Genomic DNA, 17,199 nt, shown 5'->3' with positions numbered 1-17,199 from the left:
GTATAAAAAAAGGAGGCGGCTGATGACACCTAATGAGTTCATCGATAATAAAGCGCCCCAGCTGGCCCTATATGGAAAAGCCTTTCTGAGTAATCAGCTCGGTTTTAACGAGGTACAGCTATATCTATGGGACACCCTAGAAGAGTGGCAACAGTTCAATCATCAGGGTGACGCGCAAACGGATATGGAGCGAGTTTTTTGGCACCTATTGCATGCTTTTGACCGATGGCCAGACTGGATGATCCGCGGCAATCAATATCTACGTAAACAGATAGATGAGTGTTGTGATTTTCTCAGTCTCGGTGGTCAAATACCCAAAGGATGCATAGGTAACAGACCCTGTTCCGAATAAGTTCAACGATATAGAAAGCTAAGCCCAGGCATCACTGTCTGGGCTTTTATATTTAACACCAATCAGTATAAAAGATTAATTTCTGCTGTTATCACTTTTCTCCTTGAACCAAGGGACGCTCGCCCTTAAGCTAGCCCTAATAACAACTTAGAACTCTTTTTATGTCTCTAGCAGCAAACTCATCGCTTTCTCGCTTCAAAGACGCACTCTCTATTTATAGCCACAAACGAGTCTTAGTCCTATTATTACTTGGTTTCTCCGCTGGCTTGCCCTTGATGTTGGTGTTCTCAACGCTCTCTTTTTGGCTTAGAGAAGCGGGAGTAGACAGAACCGCAATAGGTTATTTTAGTTGGATAGCGCTAGCTTATGGCTTCAAATGGGCCTGGTCTCCTTTAGTCGATAGGCTCTCACTCCCCATATTCACCCGCTTGTTAGGCCGTCGACGAGGTTGGATGTTGTTTGCGCAAATCCTGTTAGTGACCGCTATCGTGGGCATGTCATTTAGCGACCCCGTTAAAGACCTGGAGCGTCTTGCCCTCTTTGCATTAATGGTCGCATTTGCCTCAGCAACTCAAGATATCGTGATTGATGCTTTTCGTATTGAGTCCGCTCCCGAGAAGATGCAAGCCGCCCTAGCAGCGGCATATCAAGTCGGTTATCGCAGCGCCATGATTGTCGCTACCGCTGGTGCCCTTACCATTGCAGCTTGGATAGAACCCAATAGTGATGCATACAATCTCGTTGCTTGGCAAACGGCTTATCTAATCATGGCTGGCCTGATGTCAGTGGGAATTCTGACCACTTTATTTAGCAAAGAGCCGCAAGTTGAAATGAAAATTGCTGATGAGAAAGAGCAAGAGATTAGAACAGAGTTTAGTCAACGCTATCCAAAAATCGTTGCTGGTACTCTATCTTGGTTTTACACCGCAAGCGTGTTGCCATTTTTAGACTTTTTTAAACGCTATGGACGCAATGCAATTCTGATCTTATTGCTCATCTCATGCTACCGAATATCAGACATCGTCATGGGAATAATGGCCAATGTCTTTTATGTAGATATGGGATTTGCGAAAGATGAGATCGCCGCAATAAGTAAAATATACGGCTTGATAATGACCTTAGTCGGCGCTGGGTTCGGTGGTATCTTACTAGCACGATACGGCACCATGAAGATCCTCTTTATCGGTGCGCTATTAGTAGCGGTCACTAACTTACTCTTCGCCTACCAAGCCATGATTGGTTATGATGTCTCTCTACTCACCATTATCATCTCTATCGATAACTTTAGTGCAGGTATCGCAACGGCTGCCTTTATCGCCTATCTTTCGAGCTTAACCAGCACGGGCTACAGTGCGACTCAATATGCCCTGTTATCTTCAATCATGTTACTGTTCCCCAAATTTATTGCGGGGTTTTCCGGCGCCTATGTAGATGCTTTCGGTTACATCAATTTCTTTATTTCCGCCAGCGTGATCGGCTTCCCCGTACTGCTGCTTGTCTATATTGTCGATAAACGCACTCGTCATGATAATGTTCAAAATAAGATGAATGATGACGACAAAGAAACATCTGATGAAGCGTCTATTACTAAGACTTAGCTCTTACTAAAAAGAGGTTTAAAGCGCTATTCTTTAAACCTCTTTTATCTTAATTTTTTCGCAGAAAGCTAAAATTTACAAGCTAATCGCGGAAGTTGTTGAACTGGAAAGGTTGATCTAAGCCAGATTCACGCGCTAATGCCATTACCGCCTGCAGATCATCACGCTTCTTGCCAGTAATACGCACAGAGTCACCCTGTATTGAAGACTGTACTTTTAACTTACTGTCTTTAATCATCTTAACTAGCTTTTTAGCCGTTAGGACTTCGATGCCCTCTTTAAAGCGGACTTTCAATGAGAATGTCTTACCGCTGTGTACCGACTTATCATCAACATCCATCGCTGACGGATCAACATTACGCTTACTCAATTGCATGCGTAAAATATCCACCAGTTGCTGGCACTGAAAATCATCTTCCGCCGATAGCGTTACGATATGATCTTTGTATTCGATACTCGCTTCTTTGCCACGAAAATCAAAACGTGTTTTTAGTTCACGTACCGAATTATCAACAGCGTTTCTTAATTCAACTTCATCGACTTCTGAAACTATATCCATTGAAGGCATTTCATGTGTCCTGTACCTGTATTTATCGTAGTCTTAGTTTACCTCAGTTACATATGAAGTGGAATCGAGACTAAAGATGTGAAAGATATCCAATATGGCTAAATTAGTGATTTTTATAAGTGACAAGGAAGCCACATTTTCCTATGATTACCCAAATGACCAAATGCGCCTGAACCCGTGATATCTAGACGAAATATTTTTAAGTTGGCTTTGCTCGTAACATTGATTGCGATCAGTTACCTCGTATTCTCTCGACCCAACTACACCTATTTGCTCCCGCAGACGATCCCTAACATGGATAAACTAGGCCATTTGGGTAGTTTCTTCTGCCTCTCTTATCTGACTCATCTCGCCTTTAAGCCTAAATGGTATCTGCTCACTATCACGCTTGCATGCTACGGGATTTTTATCGAATTGGTGCAATCGACATTGCCCTATCGCAGTGCTTCAATCGCTGACTTTGTTGCCGATATGCTTGGAGTTCTGTTGTTTTATTCTTGCCTTTGGGGCTACCAACGCTATATCAAAGCATCTCATATTTCCGAACCTGAATAAGCCAAGGAAAACCGTTATGAGCACACACAAATCAAGGTTCACTTCAACTTCGGACACAAAGGTCGGAATTTTAGGTGCTGGTGCCATAGGACAACTCTTGTTTCATCAACTGACGGCAACGGGGTGTGCTCCCTACTTTATTACTCGAGGGGGAAACACACGTCAGCAAACACTCACTTTGACCTCGATAGAGAATAACACCTCCAATTTATCAGCCGAACTCTTCTCCCCAGTAAGCCAGTCCGATACTCATGACGCACTGGCTCAAGTAATGCGAGATACCCAAGTTATCATTGTATGCGTGAAGGCCTATCAAGTTAATGAGGCCATCAACTCTATCCTCACGCGTATTCCTAAGGATTGTCACCTCTTATTGCTGCATAACGGCATGGGCCCTCATCTTCAGATTGAAAAGCAGCTATCGACTCAAGGTTTGAGTGTCGGAACTACGTCACAAGGAGCACTTAAACTGGCGACTTGGCATATACAGCAAACTGGTTGCGGCAGCTCTCAATTAGGCCATGCTAGCGGGCCTCAACTGCCGAATAGACTTAAAGATCTGCTGCTTAGTGCCATCCCTCAAAGTCAATGGTGTGAGCCTGTCTTGCCCCTACTTTGGCAGAAGCTCGCCATCAATGCCGCTATCAACCCTCTAACAGCAATAGAGCAGTGCCGAAATGGTGCCTTAGCTGATATTCGCTATAGACCAATAATCGAAATGATCATCTCAGAGCTTGTTGAAGTGGCTAAGCTAGAGGGTGTTGAACTCGACAAGTTAGTACTTACCAACCGAGTATATGAAGTGATTAAGCTCACCGCGAATAACTTCTCGTCTATGCATCAAGATGTAGCAAACAAGCGACAAACAGAAGTGGGCTCAATCAATGGCTATATCGTCGCCCGTGCTCGAGTCCACCACCTGAACTGTAAAACCAATGAAGACCTATACAATCAGATCACCAAAATTGAATCTCAGTATCCAATCTAATACCAATTGGTATAACCCCCTTCCAATTAAGTTATCCCGCTAAGTTTTATTCAACATTAAAACAAGAGCTGAACAACACTCGCAACTTACGCTTAACAAAATAGCTTGAAAAATAAACGTCAGACGGCATACTCATAGCTAACTACTCTGTTAAAAAAACAATTAGATAAAAGTAGAACTTATGCAAAGAGAACAATGGAATTCGCGTATTGGCTTTATTCTCGCCGCGGTAGGCTCAGCAATCGGCCTTGGTAATATTTGGCGCTTCCCTTATATGGCTTATGAAAATGGTGGCGGTGCTTTCTTCATCCCCTATCTATTCGCCATGATTTCCGCTGGTATCCCCTTCATGATAATGGAGTTCAGTTTAGGTCATAAATTACGTGGAGCTTCACCAAAAATTTTCGCAAAACTCGGTGAAAACTTTGGTCTCAGGCTCGAATGGCTCGGCTGGTTTCAGGTCTCAATTGCCGCGGTCATTGCAATCTACTATGTTGCGATCATTGGTTGGGCTATCTCTTTTTTCGGTTTTTCATTTGATCAAAGTTGGGGGGCTGACACAAATGCCTTTTTCTTCACTGAATACTTGAAGATAGGCGATCACTCTCCCACCAACTTAGGTAACTTCCAACTCAATATCGCCATCCCAATGACCTTAGCGTGGTCCTTCACCTTTATCGCTATTTTCACTGGCGTTAGAGGAGGGATTGAACGCGCCAGTAAAATCATGATGCCACTGCTCTTTATCATGGTGTTAGTACTAATCGGCAGAATCATTTTCCTACCAGGTGCTTTAGAGGGACTCAACTATCTGTTTCAGCCTGATTTTAGCAAAATCCTCGATGCAAAAGTCTGGTCAGCGGCTTACGGTCAAATATTCTTCACCTTAAGTGTTGGGTTTGCGATCATGCTAGCCTACTCAAGCTACCTACCTGAAAAGTCAGATATTAATAATAACGCCTTTATGACCGTCCTCATCAATTGTGGCTTTTCAATTCTGGCCGGTGTGCTAATTTTTGCCATATTAGGCTACATGGCTCAAGAGCAAGCGAAGCCGATAACCGAAGTGGTTTCATCCGGTGTGGGACTCGCTTTTGTGACCATCCCCGCAGCGATTAATCTGCTCCCAGCTCCTTACATATTTGGCCCACTATTTTTCTTTGCCTTGGTCGTGGCAGGTCTGAGCTCTCACATCTCTATTATTGAAGCCGTCACCTCAGCCTTAATAGATAAATTGTGTATGCCACGTAAAAAAGCGGCGGTAATCGTATGTGGAACAGGCTTTGTTATCTCGATGGCCTTTGCCACCAATGGCGGATTATTGCTGCTCGACCTAATCGATTACTTTATCAATAACGTCGCATTACTTGCCAGTTGCTTCGTTGAACTCATCATATTGGCTTGGTTATTCAAAATTGCCGATATTCGTGAATATGCTAACAAGATCTCTGATTTTAGCATTGGCCGCTGGATGGATATTTGCTTACGCTTTATCAGTCCAGCCATGCTAGCCATCATTTTAGTCAAAAACCTTTTCAACACATTTAACAATGGCTATGGAGATTACCCCATTACAGATCAACTGCTATTAGGTTGGGGATTGATTGCCTTTATGTTGTTTGTTTCACTATTAATTAATCTAGCCACAAAGCAGGAGGAACTATGAGCACAGGCGCCATAATAATGATGACATCCGCCCTACTTATCACTTGGGGCGGAGCCGGAATATGCATTGCTATCGCAATGAAAAAATCAAAGAAACAATGACTATTCAGCCATAACTAAGCGTTCTATTTTAGCGATGGCTTCAAATGAAATCGTGTCACGTCTATAGGTGAAATATACGGGGCGCTCCCATGGCTCGCTCCCCTCAACATGATAAAGCTGTTCAGTGGCAAGGTAAGGCGCGGTAATAGAAGTGGGCAAGTATGCTGCCCCGCCTTTTCTCAGAATAAAATCGAGTGCAATACCTCCTGTGGACGTTCGAAGATAAGGCGCACTCTTTTGACCATGACGCTCAGCATGTTCGGATGAAAAACGGGTGCCCCAATCCACATAAACATATCGCTGAGATAAGGCTTCATCCACAGAACAGTGGCTCGATGCCATCAATTCAAGCTTGATATTGGCTATCTTTTTACTGACTAATTCATCGCTCTTCAGTGGTTCAAATGCAAAAGCCATGTCTAAGGTTCGCTCAAGCAAGTGCCTATTTAACAATTCCCGACTCAAAACCTCCGCCTGGAATGCATAGCCACAAAAGGCTTCTGCAACTTCACTTAAACATTGCTGCAAATAAGCATCCCAAATATTGGGAGTCCCCGCCATCGTCAGTTGCAGGGTTCTGCTATCCGACAGCGCTAACTCATTACGCGCATGCTCCAGCGTACTCACCATCACTTCGGCATAGGCAATCAATCGCTCTCCTGATGAGGTCAACTTGATGCTATTTCGGTGTCGAATAAATAGCGTCTGCCCAAAAAATATTTCGAGTTGTTTAATTCGCGCACTCACAGCGGCTTGGGTGATGTATAAATTCTCAGCTGCGCGACCAAAATGGCGCGTTTTAGCGACTTCTAAGAATGTTTTAAATACTTTAACGTCCATCGATTTTTCTTATGTCGACTCCACGTTGAGTCAGCCGCAGAATAACAATAAATTCTTATGGTGACGACAAAAATATATTGTTTCTCTTTTAACGATAAACCCCCTAACGTCTCGATTAATCCAATAACTCAAACCCACTGAGTAACCACCATTTTTTGAGGTCCTGTATGTCTGAAGAATCATTTCGTCGTAGTCAAAAATGCTTCATTGATAACATCAACTTTGCTCGAGGTTTTAGAAAGAGCGGAGACTTTACCTTAGCTGAATCAGAGTTACTCAGTCTGTATGGGCATACCATGCTTGGGTTAGAATCAGCGCTATTAGCGCCACAAACAATAGAGGAAGCACACTTTGTGCAAGCCCTTAATCAGCCAGATCAAGCCCAAACTAAAATAGAGCTCGTTTGGCTCAAATATATCAAGCTGACACGCGAACCAAAACACTTCCACAGTCTGAATAGCTCCCACTCCTACAAGGTACCAAGCAAGATAATGGCTGGTACGAATGTAATGCCCAATGAAGGTACACAATTAAATGCAAGTTTATAGTCTTGAAGAAGTTCTATCTTTTATCAAACGTGGAGAGGTGTTTTCTGGACAACTCTCATCTTCTGGTTGTCATATAAAGATAGAGCAATACCTTCCGGTTGTTTGCACAGCGATCCATACAGGTCATGAATTACGCGATGATCTACTAAAGCACTGCCAACTTACCAAAGAAGAGCGTGATACACATGCAGCGAGGCTAACCGATGAGCTTATCGCCTCACAACCTATCACGCTAACCTGCCTTGACTCGCGACTTGAATACGATCTCGATTGTCCAAAGGCATTATCTACATCCTACAAGCTAACGACAAAACAGAAGCTTTGGGATAAGCCGCTGACAACAAAACAAAGATCCCTAAGCCATTACAAGCACGATGCATTCTTTCAAATCTATAGCGCCCTAATAACTAAACTGGAATCTCAGTTTGGTAAAGTGATCGTCTTTGATATAAAAGCCTATACGCCTCTAGAGACTGATAAAGTCGCGCCTCTGTTTGATATTGCTACGGCTCAAATTGACATGTCTAGATGGCAATCTGTAGTTAATAAGTTTCACGCCGAACTGAAAAAAAGCTCGGTTCCGAATATAGATACCTCAGCCGATCTTAATGCCGTTAACCGCGGCATGGGTTACCTAACCACTCACACAAATGCACACTTTGATCGTACTCTAGTCCTATCAACTCAGATAAAAAAAGTCTATTTAGATGCCAATAATGGCGATGTATTCCCTCTGGTTGTCGACGCACTTAAACTTGGGCTGAAACAGTCATTAAGTGAAACCAGCGCCTTTTTTCAACGAAAAATAAACCTGAGAAGCAAGGTATGCGGAGCGAATATGCTGAGCTCTGCGATAGAGCCAGCAGTGCTTAATGTCGACGCGATGATATATAAGTTGGCTCAGGGAGTAGAGACCTTAAAATATGTAAACCCGGTGAATTTAACCGCTGAACGACGTCGATTCGAGCGAGCTCCAAGCAGATTTACACCGAATTTTCACTATAAACAACTCCCCATCGATGCCAATGGGTTCAAGCAAAATTTATATCGGGTTCCAATCGAAAGTATCTCAGACCCTGCAATGAAGCAACTCTACTCAGATATGATCCACTCGCTAAGTGAAGAAGTAGATCTGCTCTCGAGCGTCGGTCAGGAGTCATTTCTATATAACTCGCTTCGCCATTATGGAAGACCCGATACTCAATCAATTAACAACGCCAAATTTCTACTTTATGCAAAAGAAATAGAAGAAAATGGTGGCGAGATTTTGGATGCTAAAAGCGCTTGTGAGCTGATGAAGCAGCAAGCAAGTGATTGGGGGATGAAGTGTAAAGTGAATCTAAGCAGCGCTATTCTAGCTCGTGCTATGGTGAGCTCAACCCCACCACAATTAAAAGTGAATACTCATGCCAAATTTAGCTTTGCAGAGGTTCAGCGATTAAACCACCATGAGTTAGGTGTTCATATGGCCACAACCTTGAACTCTCGTCAGCAACCCTTAAAAGCACTACGTTTAGGGTTACCAGGTGCGACCGAAACTCAAGAAGGCTTGGCCATCATGGCTGAATATAATGCTGGTTACATGGCGCATAACAGGCTTAACACTCTCGCCTACCGAGTATTGGCTGTAGACTCCATGCTCAAAGAACAAAACTTCTACCACACCTATAGCTTTTTAGTCGATGAGATGGGTATGAGTAAAGATGATGCATTTGTGACTACGACACGAGTATATCGTGGCGGTGGATTAACAAAAGATCATCTGTATTTAAGTGGGTTTGTAACCATAAAACAACTCTCTGCTGAACGCGATTTAACTAACCTTATGATCGGAAAAACAGGTTCTCAATATCTGGATCTTATCGACGAGTTAGTACAACGAAACTGGTTAACACCGCCTAAATTTATTATCAATTCTCAGCAAGATAAGAGTTCTGACCAGCTTAATAAAGATGAGACTGAAGACGATAAAGCCTCTAGTTTGAGTTTCCTAATCGAGAGCTTAAGAGGTTAACTCAATTGATGCATGCCAAAATTTAAGTTTTTGGCATGCATCTCTTACTCAAACAGCGTAAATTAGGCGCCATTGAATTAACCCTAGAGTCATCACAATGCCGACGCATCCCCCTACTTTTCTTTTTTACTCAATGAAGAAAAGCACACTCTTTTACAGCGCTATACTTCTCATCACCTTGCTTAGTATTTTCTTTATTGATCGGCATTTAGCTGACTTTATTTACCAGCAAAATAGTGCAACTTCATTCACTAAATTACTCAGTAATATTCCAATGCTTTTAGAGGCACTCGCCTTGATAGTGCTGGTTAGCTGCATATTCTCAAAGGTAAGAAATCGATTTTCTGGCTTAGCCATCCATTTGGCACTCACCTTTATGCTTGCATCAGTCGTCAGGTTCGGGGCTAAAGCGCTTTTTGGCCGTACTTGGCCACAAACTTGGACTGACAACAATCCATCATGGATTAATGATCGCATTGAGGGCTTTCATCCGTTTGCTGAAGGTCTAGCATACAACTCCTTCCCCTCTGGTCATTCACTCTTTACCTTCGCCCTTGCATCCGTATTCTGGTTCCACTTTCCTCGCTACCGCCTGCTTTGGATAGCGACCATGCTAGGTGTATTTGTCGGTCAACTCGCACAAAATTTCCACTATCTAGGTGATCTATTAGCAGGAGCGGGGATCGGCATACTTTGCGCACATTTGGTCATCAGCCAACGTCAAAAAATCAGCAAGTAAACACCCATTCGCGGCTCAAGCTGAGCCGCTAACTCCACATCACCAGCATGGCAGCGATCGCGATAAGTATCAGTCCCAACATATCCTTAATTTTTACCCCCTCTTTAAGCCAAAACACAGCAATCAATAGAGTAAAGAACACTTCAACCTGCCCTAATGTTTTCACATAAGGAACCGCCTGCAAAGACATGGCGCTAAACCAACCTATAGAACCAATACAACTCGTCGTGCTAATTAAAAATGTAAGCTTAGGTCGGTGCCAAAGCATGGTTAATGTATTGCTCTCCTTCACCATCAGGTAGATCAATAGCACCAATGTTTGAATCGAGATCACCAGCAATAATACCCAAGCCGCACTATAGGGAAAAGGTAAGCTTAAGCTCAAACTGGCTTCTCGCACCCAGAGCGAAGTTAACGCAAATGCGGTGCCACAAGCCAAACCAATCAGTGCCGTTGGCAAAGAGATATCTTTAAGTCCCTGACGGCTGCCCATCATAAAAATGGCTAAGCCACCAATCAACACACCTAACCAACCTAACAGTGATAGCTGGGTACCAAAAAAAATAACGCCGAGTATGGCCGCAACCAAAGCTTCACTCTTAGCCAAGCCTGCGCCAACAGCGAAGTTTTTCAATTTAAATAACTTCACCATTAAGGCCGTAGCAAGGATCTGCATCGCTGATGCACCTAGGACATAGAAAGCAAACTCAAACGTGAAAGTGGGTAACGCCACGGGTCGCCAAAGGTAAAGTCCTGCAAGATAGGCTGCTGCGATGGGACCCGCCCAGAGAAAACGCGCAAGAGTCCCCCCCGCGATACTCACCTCTTTACTCAGTTTGCTTTGAAATGCATTACGCCATGCCTGCATAGAAGCTGCAAGGAAGGTAAACAAGATCCACATAGTTGACAATAACTTCTGGGAGGGTATTAGTTGTACTAAGGATATCCTATCGCTCGATGACAAACGACCTACAATGGCGAATATTCACTATTGCTAAAATAGATAAAGCCCATATCGTGAAATATGGGCTAATACCAATCAGTATAAGTATTACTTACTGGTATCAATTGCATCGAATGACTTAACCAAGTCATCAACTGCCTTCATCTGCGTCAAATAGTTTTCCAACTGGTTCAATGGCAGCGCACAAGGGCCATCACACTTAGCGTTGTCAGGATCAGGGTGAGCCTCGATAAACAGACCAGCAAGACCTAATGCCATACCACTGCGAGCAAGCTCAGTAGCTTGAGCACGACGACCACCAGCACTGTCTGCACGGCCGCCAGGACGTTGAAGCGCGTGAGTCGCATCAAAGATGACGGGGTAACCTGTCTGCTTCATCTCATCCATACCTAGCATGTCGACCACTAGATTGTTGTACCCAAAGCTTGAACCACGCTCACACAGAATGATCTCGTCATTGCCCGCTTCGTTAAACTTACTGATGATATGACGCATCTCATGAGGCGCTAGGAATTGTGGCTTCTTCACATTGATAATTGCTCCCGTTTTAGCCATCGCCACAACCAGATCAGTCTGGCGAGCAAGGAAAGCCGGCAACTGGATAATATCAACCACTTCAGCCACAGGTGCACACTGGTAAATTTCATGTACATCGGTAATCAATGGCAAGTTGAAGGTTGATTTAATCTCTTGAAAGATCTTTAATCCCTCTTCCATACCCGGACCACGGTAAGAGTTAACTGAAGAGCGGTTAGCCTTATCGAAAGAGGCTTTGAACACATAAGGAATACCCAATTTCTGAGTGATCTCGGCATATGTTTCTGCAATTTTCATTGCTAAGTCGCGAGACTCAAGCACATTCATACCGCCAAACAACACAAAAGGTTTATCGTTTGCGATTTCGATTGAACCTAAACCTATGGTTTTATTACTCATCAGAACTTCTCTCTTAAAGAGCCAAGGCGATACCTTGGCGTTAATCAATTTAGTAGCGACTCATTTAGCTCGCGATTATCTGCAAGATCTGGCCGCATATCCAAGCCATATAAGTGCCAACAGCATAGCCTAATACCGCCAATAATACACCGACTGGTGCCAATGACGGATGGAATGCTGCCGCAACAACAGGAGCAGATGCAGCGCCGCCAACATTGGCCTGACTGCCTACCGCCATATAAAACAGCGGCGCTTTTATCAATTTAGCCACGATCAACATCAGACATGCGTGAACCAGCATCCAGATAATACCAATAGCAAAATACCAAAGGTTTTCTGGATCGAACAGTTTAGAGACATCCATGTGTAAGCCGATGGTTGCAACTAAAATATAAAGGAATGCCGTAGCCACTTTAGACGCGCCCGCTGCCTCTAAATGACGTACTGGGCTGAAGGACATGGCTAAACCAATTGTTGTCACAGTCACAATCAACCAGAAGAACTTAGAGGTCAGACTGTAATCTCGCGTCCAAGGGTAATTTAACTCGAAGAATGGACCTAAAAAATCAGCAACCACATGGGCTAATCCTGTGATACCGAAACCGATAGCCACAATCATCATCAAGTCCTTAAGACTGGGAATGCGAGCATTTTCAGCGTGGTATTTTTCTACTTTATCTTTCAATGCTTCCAGTGCTGATGTATCCGCTCCTGTTTTCGCATCTATCTGTTTCGCCTTCGATGCCATAAACAACAAGACTGCCATCCATATATTCGCCACGATCACATCAACAGTCACCATGATAGAGAAGATGTCACCACCGGCTTCGTAGATCTCTTTCATGGCCGCTTGATTGGCGCCACCACCGATCCAACTACCTGCTAATGTCGTCATCCCACGCCATACCGCTTCTGGCCCCTGAACGCCTAACACTTCAGGGTTCATCGCTGACACAATAAGCAGCGCAATAGGACCTCCAACCACGATACCCACGGTACCCGTCAAAAACATGATCAGCGCTTTGGGACCTAAAGACACAATAGCCTTAAGATCGACGCTTAAAATCAACAAGACTAAACAAGCAGGCAAAAGATAACGCGAGGCGACAAAATAGAGTTGCGACGAATGACCGTCAATGATGTTGAAAGTGTTGAGTAGTGAAGGTAAAAAATAACACATCAACAGTGCAGGGATAAAGGTATAGAACTTGGTCCAAAATCGATTTTTGCTATTGCTTGTATAAAATACAAACCCCAGTATGACAGCCAAGATCCCGAGCCCTGTGGCATCATTAGTAACTAATGCAGTACTACTCATAGCGGTGTATTCTCCCATCCATAGTTTTATTATTATTTTAATTTCTAATTATTTTTTGATTTTATTTGTTGATTGATTTTTTGATTCTAATTCGGTTTATTATTTTTAATAGAACGGTAGGCAATGCCTACCGTGATTAACATATGGAGTTAGTGAAATACCTCTTGCTCTTCTCTTAACTCTTTAAGCTGCATTTTCACCAGTTCAATCACAGGATCATGAGGACTGTTGTCCACAAAATGCTTAAGGTCAGCAGCTGCGACACTGATACAACCTAACTGCTGAGCAATAAAAGCACGCTCACGATTCAAATTAAGATCATCAGGATGCCACTGCAGCAATAAATTACAGCACTCCATGGCAGGTTCAAACTTGTGCGACACGATACAACCCGCTTTGAGCTCATGGATCATTCTCGACACTAAACGCTTCAAACTTACAGGCTTAAGATAACTGGCCTTAAAGGGCACTCCGTTACCTAGCTCACCACGTACCAAAACGTGTAACTGATGACGAGTTAACTCATTGCCGTTTAGCGGATCAATATACTTAACCACACCGTCAATTTTGCTCATCAGTACCGTAGTACCAGGCAGAAGCAAAGGCTCCAGCTTAAGATCTAACTGCTTAGCAAGCAGCATCAATACCGTGGCTAAAGTCGTACTGTTTCCCTGACGACTGCTGATGCAAGTCCCCAGATCTGCCGCCTCGACACTAAAGTAAGGTTGGCGTATGCAAAACCCTAAATCTTGATAGAACCAGCGTAGTAGTTCAGTTAGTCGCTCATGTCGATCGACCACATAATGGCTAAGAACAGAGCCTGCAAGTTCAAGCCAAGCCCAATTAGCAGACTCAGCTTTAGAAAAGCTGAGATGTGCACCGATCTCGAATGCCATTTCAGGCAACTCAATCTCATTTTTAAGTGGCAAAGTGGTCATTATCCTAACAACATGGCTTGTTTAAACACGGCAAGCTTAGCGGCATAAACCACCCAAGCAATAGCGCCTAAAGCCGCAAAGGTTTTAAACAACTTATTGCGATTAGCCTTTAGGGCTATTGTAGCTAATAAGATGTAAGCGAGAACAGCACCTAATTTTTCTGTTAACCAAGGATCCTCAAATGGATACTGATTGATTATTACGCACAAGGTAAGGCCTGATAAAATTAAAAAAGTGTCAATCACATGGGGAGCTATTTTGATTAGCTTCTTTTCCATCACTGGAGATTCACGAAGGTGTAGCACAAAACGTACGATAAAAAAGAGTACGCTCGCTGCAACCAGAGTCAAATGAAGGTGCTTAATCACCGGATACAGATTGTTCAAAGTTTCCATTTCAATACTTACTTCGCTGACAAAGGCGCTAGTGTACCTGATCCCCTTAATCTACACCAATATCATGCTCATAATCTCTTCAAGTGACCATAAAACAAACACCTTTAATCCAGTTGTCGATATTTTTCGATCTGGTTTAAGCTGTGTCCAAGATGATTGAACATGGAAACGCTAATGAGCCCAACTTTTATACTCGACGACAGTAAGGAGTTTGCCAATACAATTGAGCAGAAGATTGCTGAATTTAATTGGCAAAACTGGGAAGTGTCAGAGCGCCTTTCACTTGGGCTTAAGCTAGAAAATAAAGAAGGAGAGCTGTTAGCTGGTTTCTCAGCCCGCACCTTTGGGAATTGGCTTCAGATCGACAACCTGTGGGTCAGCGAATCTCTCAGGGGGCAAAACATTGGATCTCAATTACTTGCAGAAGCTGAATCTATCGCCAGAAAACGAGGTTGCATCTACTCAATCTTGGACACCCTAAACTTTCAAGCCCGCCCTTTCTACGAAGCCAGAGGGTATACACTTCAATGGACTCAACAAGCCTACCCAAAAACAGGCTGTAAATACTTTATGGTAAAGCACCTTAAAGAATAAATGGTACGTGCATACTGCCAAAAACGAAACATACGCTGAAATATAAAAAGCCCTAAATCAGTCAAACTCGAACTAGGGCTTAACAGGTTTCAAAATGATAGATTAAGTCACAAACTAAAAGGCTAGTTCTTTAACTTAGTACGCTTTTTCTGCATAGCACTGCTACCTAAATAACTATCATCATAATTTTTAAACGCCTTCAAAGTGGGAAGTTCAATCATCTCAACATGGCTGTTCTTAATTCCCCAACCAATAATATTATGAATTAAACCTGAGCCTTGAATAATCTTAACATCTGTCTGGAAGTAGAGCGGAGCCTTGGATCTGCTTCCACGATATTTACTCGCAGCATAGTAGATAGCATGTTGATCATTATTAAATGCATCAGCGTCTTTATCTTCCTGCTCAAGACTGTTATTACCACTGATGCAACTCCCAGCTTTACGGCATGTCTCAACAGTCTCTTTCATCACGCTGGTATTTAATGGCCAGTCAGAGCGAGAAGGTTTTGACGACATCTTTTTAAACTCTCTGAAGTGTGGACGCGCTACAGATACCCAAGTATTATCCCACTTTCCTGCAACCGCATTTACTTGCCAGTTTTGACAGGCACGATCTTTTTGCCAAGTGAGTCCTGCATCAATCAAGATATTCATATTCTGATATTCACCGCGAGCACGATGCATATCGGCATTTTTTATCATACAACCCGATATCGATACCTCCTTGATTAACGGCTCTGAATCATATTTAGCAGCCAATTCATGGTGAAGCTCTTTGAATCGAGTCTGAAAAGCGGTTTTCCAAAAATGGGGGAAATCACCATCGAAGCTGCTGCCCTTGAAGTCCAACGTGGATGAACCAGCCTCATTCTTAACCCACTGTGGAGTATAAATACCAGCAAATACCCGTAGCTTAATGCCTAATTTATTATTCCCAGGAACACTATTCCAAGTTTCAATGTCATCGATAGCCCTTTCAATCCAAGTGGTATCTAATGCAGCTCTCTCTCCCGCTCTTAATGGGGAGTTCGGTTGTAAAGATGCCCACTCTAGCTGCACAACAATACCATCGACATTTTTCCCCCAGTTTGTAGGCTTTTGTGAGTCAGCCACGTTTGGGTTGTCATAACCACTACGAGTACCTGGTGCTTTTGATACATCACCACGTGTATAAAACCCAGAAGGCTGCTCTTTAGCCTCTGTTTCGACGCTAATACCTGCGCTAATGAGTCCAGCCGTTACTAGGGAAAGCATAAGTAAAACTGATTTTGATTTTTTCAGTTGGTACATAATTGCCTCTTCATTCTCTATATTCATGTTTTGATTATTAAATTCATATCAACATCAATAAATACTACTCACATCGACCAAATAATATTTATAGTATTTATAAGACACGAAGAGTTAAATTAACACCACTAGCAATATTGATCAATAAAACGGCTGAATAACTAAAAGAACCCAAGCTGAAAAACACAGGTAAGATGATGAGATCGACCATAGACAGACAGTTACGCCGGATATGATTAATCAGCTCTGTATCGCACTTTTGGAAGTGCGTTTTAGGGGCATTGGGGGAAACAGGGGCTCAATTGTTCAAATTATGAGCTTTTTCATGTTTCGAACGTATTCACTACTAACCACCAAGGAGAAAATGATGGATATTCATGTTAAAGAAAGCAGCCTAAATCAAAAAGCATCGCAAACTCAACAGCTTTACCCAAGGATAATTGGTGTTGCAGACTCCAACCAATATCTAGTGGGGACGATAGACAGTGAAGACAACTTCGTTGAATTAAGTGAGGGGAAGCGTATTAGATGTTTTAATTCACTCGCCCAAGCAAAAAATTTCCTCCGCAGTCATCAATACCATACCGTCGAACTTGAATACCAAAGCGCTTACGATGAAATGTGCGGGTTGCCGACTAGCAAGAATTACAAGGAGGTGATACATCTCTAAGCCACATTCAAGGGATATATTACACACTCGGTCATGTTTTCATTACTGTTGTTAGACAAAGAAAAACGCCATTGGTATAAACAAATACCAATGGCGTCCAGATCCAGCTTATTCAAAGATCGC

19 protein-coding genes are annotated in these 17,199 nt (G+C 43.1%); 11 read left to right on the top strand and 8 right to left on the bottom strand.

The window, feature by feature from the left end:
* Positions 1 to 22: 22 nt before the first annotated feature.
* Positions 23 to 352, top strand: coding sequence for a hypothetical protein (locus FN961_RS11520; RefSeq protein WP_144040322.1), 330 nt, complete (start codon positions 23 to 25; stop codon positions 350 to 352).
* A gap of 161 nt (positions 353 to 513) precedes the next feature.
* A complete protein-coding gene (locus tag FN961_RS11515; protein ID WP_144040321.1) occupies positions 514 to 1,950 on the top strand; it encodes an AmpG family muropeptide MFS transporter in 1,437 nt (478 codons plus the stop codon).
* Positions 1,951 to 2,032: 82 nt separating this feature from the next.
* Here FN961_RS11515 and FN961_RS11510 read toward each other — a convergent pair whose 3' ends face one another.
* The gene (locus tag FN961_RS11510; RefSeq protein ID WP_144040320.1) at positions 2,033 to 2,518 is read right to left on the bottom strand and encodes a YajQ family cyclic di-GMP-binding protein; all 486 of its coding nucleotides are present in this window, start codon (positions 2,516 to 2,518) and stop codon (positions 2,033 to 2,035) included.
* A gap of 177 nt (positions 2,519 to 2,695) precedes the next feature.
* Here FN961_RS11510 and FN961_RS11505 point away from each other — a divergent pair, with 177 nt between their 5' ends.
* The 4 genes from FN961_RS11505 (at position 2,696) to FN961_RS11490 (ending at position 5,828) form a co-directional block, all read left to right on the top strand.
* Positions 2,696 to 3,073, top strand: a complete 378-nt coding sequence (locus FN961_RS11505) for a VanZ family protein (RefSeq protein ID WP_144040319.1) — start codon at positions 2,696 to 2,698, stop codon at positions 3,071 to 3,073.
* A gap of 16 nt (positions 3,074 to 3,089) precedes the next feature.
* Positions 3,090 to 4,061 carry a ketopantoate reductase family protein gene (locus FN961_RS11500; RefSeq protein WP_144040318.1) on the top strand — a complete coding sequence of 324 codons (972 nt, stop codon included), beginning with the start codon at positions 3,090 to 3,092 and terminating at the stop codon, positions 4,059 to 4,061.
* Positions 4,062 to 4,242: 181 nt separating this feature from the next.
* A complete protein-coding gene (locus tag FN961_RS11495; RefSeq protein WP_144040317.1) occupies positions 4,243 to 5,727 on the top strand; it encodes a sodium-dependent transporter in 1,485 nt (494 codons plus the stop codon).
* A complete protein-coding gene (locus FN961_RS11490) occupies positions 5,724 to 5,828 on the top strand; it encodes a MetS family NSS transporter small subunit (RefSeq protein ID WP_144040316.1) in 105 nt (34 codons plus the stop codon). Before FN961_RS11495 ends, FN961_RS11490 begins: the two co-directional genes overlap by 4 nt.
* Here the strand turns inward: FN961_RS11490 and FN961_RS11485 are convergent, their stop codons facing one another.
* Positions 5,829 to 6,668, bottom strand: coding sequence for a LysR family transcriptional regulator (locus tag FN961_RS11485; RefSeq protein ID WP_144040315.1), 840 nt, complete (start codon positions 6,666 to 6,668; stop codon positions 5,829 to 5,831). It abuts the gene before it with no gap.
* A 167-nt stretch (positions 6,669 to 6,835) separates the two neighbouring features.
* Here FN961_RS11485 and FN961_RS11480 point away from each other — a divergent pair, with 167 nt between their 5' ends.
* The 3 genes from FN961_RS11480 to FN961_RS11470 all read left to right on the top strand — a co-directional run bounded on the left by FN961_RS11480 (position 6,836) and on the right by FN961_RS11470 (position 9,969).
* Positions 6,836 to 7,216 (top strand): MaoP family protein, encoded by a 381-nt coding sequence (locus FN961_RS11480; RefSeq protein ID WP_144040314.1) that lies wholly within the window; start codon positions 6,836 to 6,838, stop codon positions 7,214 to 7,216.
* Positions 7,203 to 9,230 (top strand): flavohemoglobin expression-modulating QEGLA motif protein, encoded by a 2,028-nt coding sequence (locus tag FN961_RS11475; protein WP_144040313.1) that lies wholly within the window; start codon positions 7,203 to 7,205, stop codon positions 9,228 to 9,230. Before FN961_RS11480 ends, FN961_RS11475 begins: the two co-directional genes overlap by 14 nt.
* Positions 9,231 to 9,327: 97 nt before the next feature.
* Complete coding sequence (locus tag FN961_RS11470; protein ID WP_144040312.1) at positions 9,328 to 9,969, top strand: phosphatase PAP2 family protein; 642 nt, start codon at positions 9,328 to 9,330, stop codon at positions 9,967 to 9,969.
* Between the two features lie 28 nt (positions 9,970 to 9,997).
* On the opposite strand, the gene FN961_RS11465 is transcribed toward FN961_RS11470, so the two are convergent.
* From FN961_RS11465 to FN961_RS11445, 5 genes are all read right to left on the bottom strand, one after another.
* Complete coding sequence (locus FN961_RS11465) at positions 9,998 to 10,870, bottom strand: DMT family transporter (RefSeq protein WP_144040311.1); 873 nt, start codon at positions 10,868 to 10,870, stop codon at positions 9,998 to 10,000.
* A 150-nt stretch (positions 10,871 to 11,020) separates the two neighbouring features.
* Complete coding sequence (kdsA, locus tag FN961_RS11460) at positions 11,021 to 11,869, bottom strand: 3-deoxy-8-phosphooctulonate synthase (protein WP_144040310.1); 849 nt, start codon at positions 11,867 to 11,869, stop codon at positions 11,021 to 11,023.
* Between the two features lie 64 nt (positions 11,870 to 11,933).
* Complete coding sequence (locus tag FN961_RS11455; protein WP_144040309.1) at positions 11,934 to 13,187, bottom strand: DUF819 family protein; 1,254 nt, start codon at positions 13,185 to 13,187, stop codon at positions 11,934 to 11,936.
* Between the two features lie 149 nt (positions 13,188 to 13,336).
* On the bottom strand, positions 13,337 to 14,125 hold the full coding sequence (locus tag FN961_RS11450) for a transglutaminase family protein (RefSeq protein WP_144040308.1): 789 nt from the start codon (positions 14,123 to 14,125) through the stop codon (positions 13,337 to 13,339).
* Positions 14,125 to 14,520: a SirB2 family protein gene (locus FN961_RS11445; protein WP_144040307.1), complete on the bottom strand. Its 396-nt coding sequence runs from the start codon at positions 14,518 to 14,520 to the stop codon at positions 14,125 to 14,127. Before FN961_RS11445 ends, FN961_RS11450 begins: the two co-directional genes overlap by 1 nt.
* Positions 14,521 to 14,694: 174 nt before the next feature.
* Between FN961_RS11445 and FN961_RS11440 the strand changes: the two genes are divergently transcribed.
* Positions 14,695 to 15,114 (top strand): GNAT family N-acetyltransferase, encoded by a 420-nt coding sequence (locus tag FN961_RS11440; RefSeq protein ID WP_144040306.1) that lies wholly within the window; start codon positions 14,695 to 14,697, stop codon positions 15,112 to 15,114.
* Positions 15,115 to 15,236: 122 nt separating this feature from the next.
* Here the strand turns inward: FN961_RS11440 and FN961_RS11435 are convergent, their stop codons facing one another.
* On the bottom strand, positions 15,237 to 16,406 hold the full coding sequence (locus FN961_RS11435) for a hypothetical protein (RefSeq protein ID WP_144040305.1): 1,170 nt from the start codon (positions 16,404 to 16,406) through the stop codon (positions 15,237 to 15,239).
* Between the two features lie 364 nt (positions 16,407 to 16,770).
* Between FN961_RS11435 and FN961_RS11430 the strand changes: the two genes are divergently transcribed.
* A complete protein-coding gene (locus FN961_RS11430) occupies positions 16,771 to 17,076 on the top strand; it encodes a DUF6482 family protein (RefSeq protein ID WP_144040304.1) in 306 nt (101 codons plus the stop codon).
* Positions 17,077 to 17,199: the final 123 nt, after the last annotated feature.

Origin of the sequence: Shewanella hanedai, assembly GCF_007197645.1 — a bacterium.
Classification (GTDB): Bacteria; Pseudomonadota; Gammaproteobacteria; order Enterobacterales; family Shewanellaceae; genus Shewanella; species Shewanella hanedai.
This window is presented reverse-complemented; position numbering and strand designations above follow the sequence as displayed.

What these genes read in the sequence shown, in the direction of transcription:
- FN961_RS11520 (WP_144040322.1), top strand. Translation starts at nt 23, where the DNA reads ATGACACCTAATGAGTTCATCGATAATAAAGCGCCCCAGCTGGCCCTA.
- FN961_RS11515 (WP_144040321.1), top strand. Translation starts at nt 514, where the DNA reads ATGTCTCTAGCAGCAAACTCATCGCTTTCTCGCTTCAAAGACGCACTC.
- FN961_RS11510 (WP_144040320.1), bottom strand. Translation starts at nt 2,518, where the DNA reads ATGCCTTCAATGGATATAGTTTCAGAAGTCGATGAAGTTGAATTAAGA.
- FN961_RS11500 (WP_144040318.1), top strand. Translation starts at nt 3,090, where the DNA reads ATGAGCACACACAAATCAAGGTTCACTTCAACTTCGGACACAAAGGTC.
- FN961_RS11495 (WP_144040317.1), top strand. Translation starts at nt 4,243, where the DNA reads ATGCAAAGAGAACAATGGAATTCGCGTATTGGCTTTATTCTCGCCGCG.
- FN961_RS11490 (WP_144040316.1), top strand. Translation starts at nt 5,724, where the DNA reads ATGAGCACAGGCGCCATAATAATGATGACATCCGCCCTACTTATCACT.
- FN961_RS11485 (WP_144040315.1), bottom strand. Translation starts at nt 6,668, where the DNA reads ATGGACGTTAAAGTATTTAAAACATTCTTAGAAGTCGCTAAAACGCGC.
- FN961_RS11480 (WP_144040314.1), top strand. Translation starts at nt 6,836, where the DNA reads ATGTCTGAAGAATCATTTCGTCGTAGTCAAAAATGCTTCATTGATAAC.
- FN961_RS11475 (WP_144040313.1), top strand. Translation starts at nt 7,203, where the DNA reads ATGCAAGTTTATAGTCTTGAAGAAGTTCTATCTTTTATCAAACGTGGA.
- FN961_RS11470 (WP_144040312.1), top strand. Translation starts at nt 9,328, where the DNA reads ATGCCGACGCATCCCCCTACTTTTCTTTTTTACTCAATGAAGAAAAGC.
- FN961_RS11465 (WP_144040311.1), bottom strand. Translation starts at nt 10,870, where the DNA reads ATGTGGATCTTGTTTACCTTCCTTGCAGCTTCTATGCAGGCATGGCGT.
- kdsA (WP_144040310.1), bottom strand. Translation starts at nt 11,869, where the DNA reads ATGAGTAATAAAACCATAGGTTTAGGTTCAATCGAAATCGCAAACGAT.
- FN961_RS11455 (WP_144040309.1), bottom strand. Translation starts at nt 13,187, where the DNA reads ATGAGTAGTACTGCATTAGTTACTAATGATGCCACAGGGCTCGGGATC.
- FN961_RS11450 (WP_144040308.1), bottom strand. Translation starts at nt 14,125, where the DNA reads ATGACCACTTTGCCACTTAAAAATGAGATTGAGTTGCCTGAAATGGCA.
- FN961_RS11445 (WP_144040307.1), bottom strand. Translation starts at nt 14,520, where the DNA reads ATGGAAACTTTGAACAATCTGTATCCGGTGATTAAGCACCTTCATTTG.
- FN961_RS11440 (WP_144040306.1), top strand. Translation starts at nt 14,695, where the DNA reads ATGAGCCCAACTTTTATACTCGACGACAGTAAGGAGTTTGCCAATACA.
- FN961_RS11435 (WP_144040305.1), bottom strand. Translation starts at nt 16,406, where the DNA reads ATGTACCAACTGAAAAAATCAAAATCAGTTTTACTTATGCTTTCCCTA.
- FN961_RS11430 (WP_144040304.1), top strand. Translation starts at nt 16,771, where the DNA reads ATGATGGATATTCATGTTAAAGAAAGCAGCCTAAATCAAAAAGCATCG.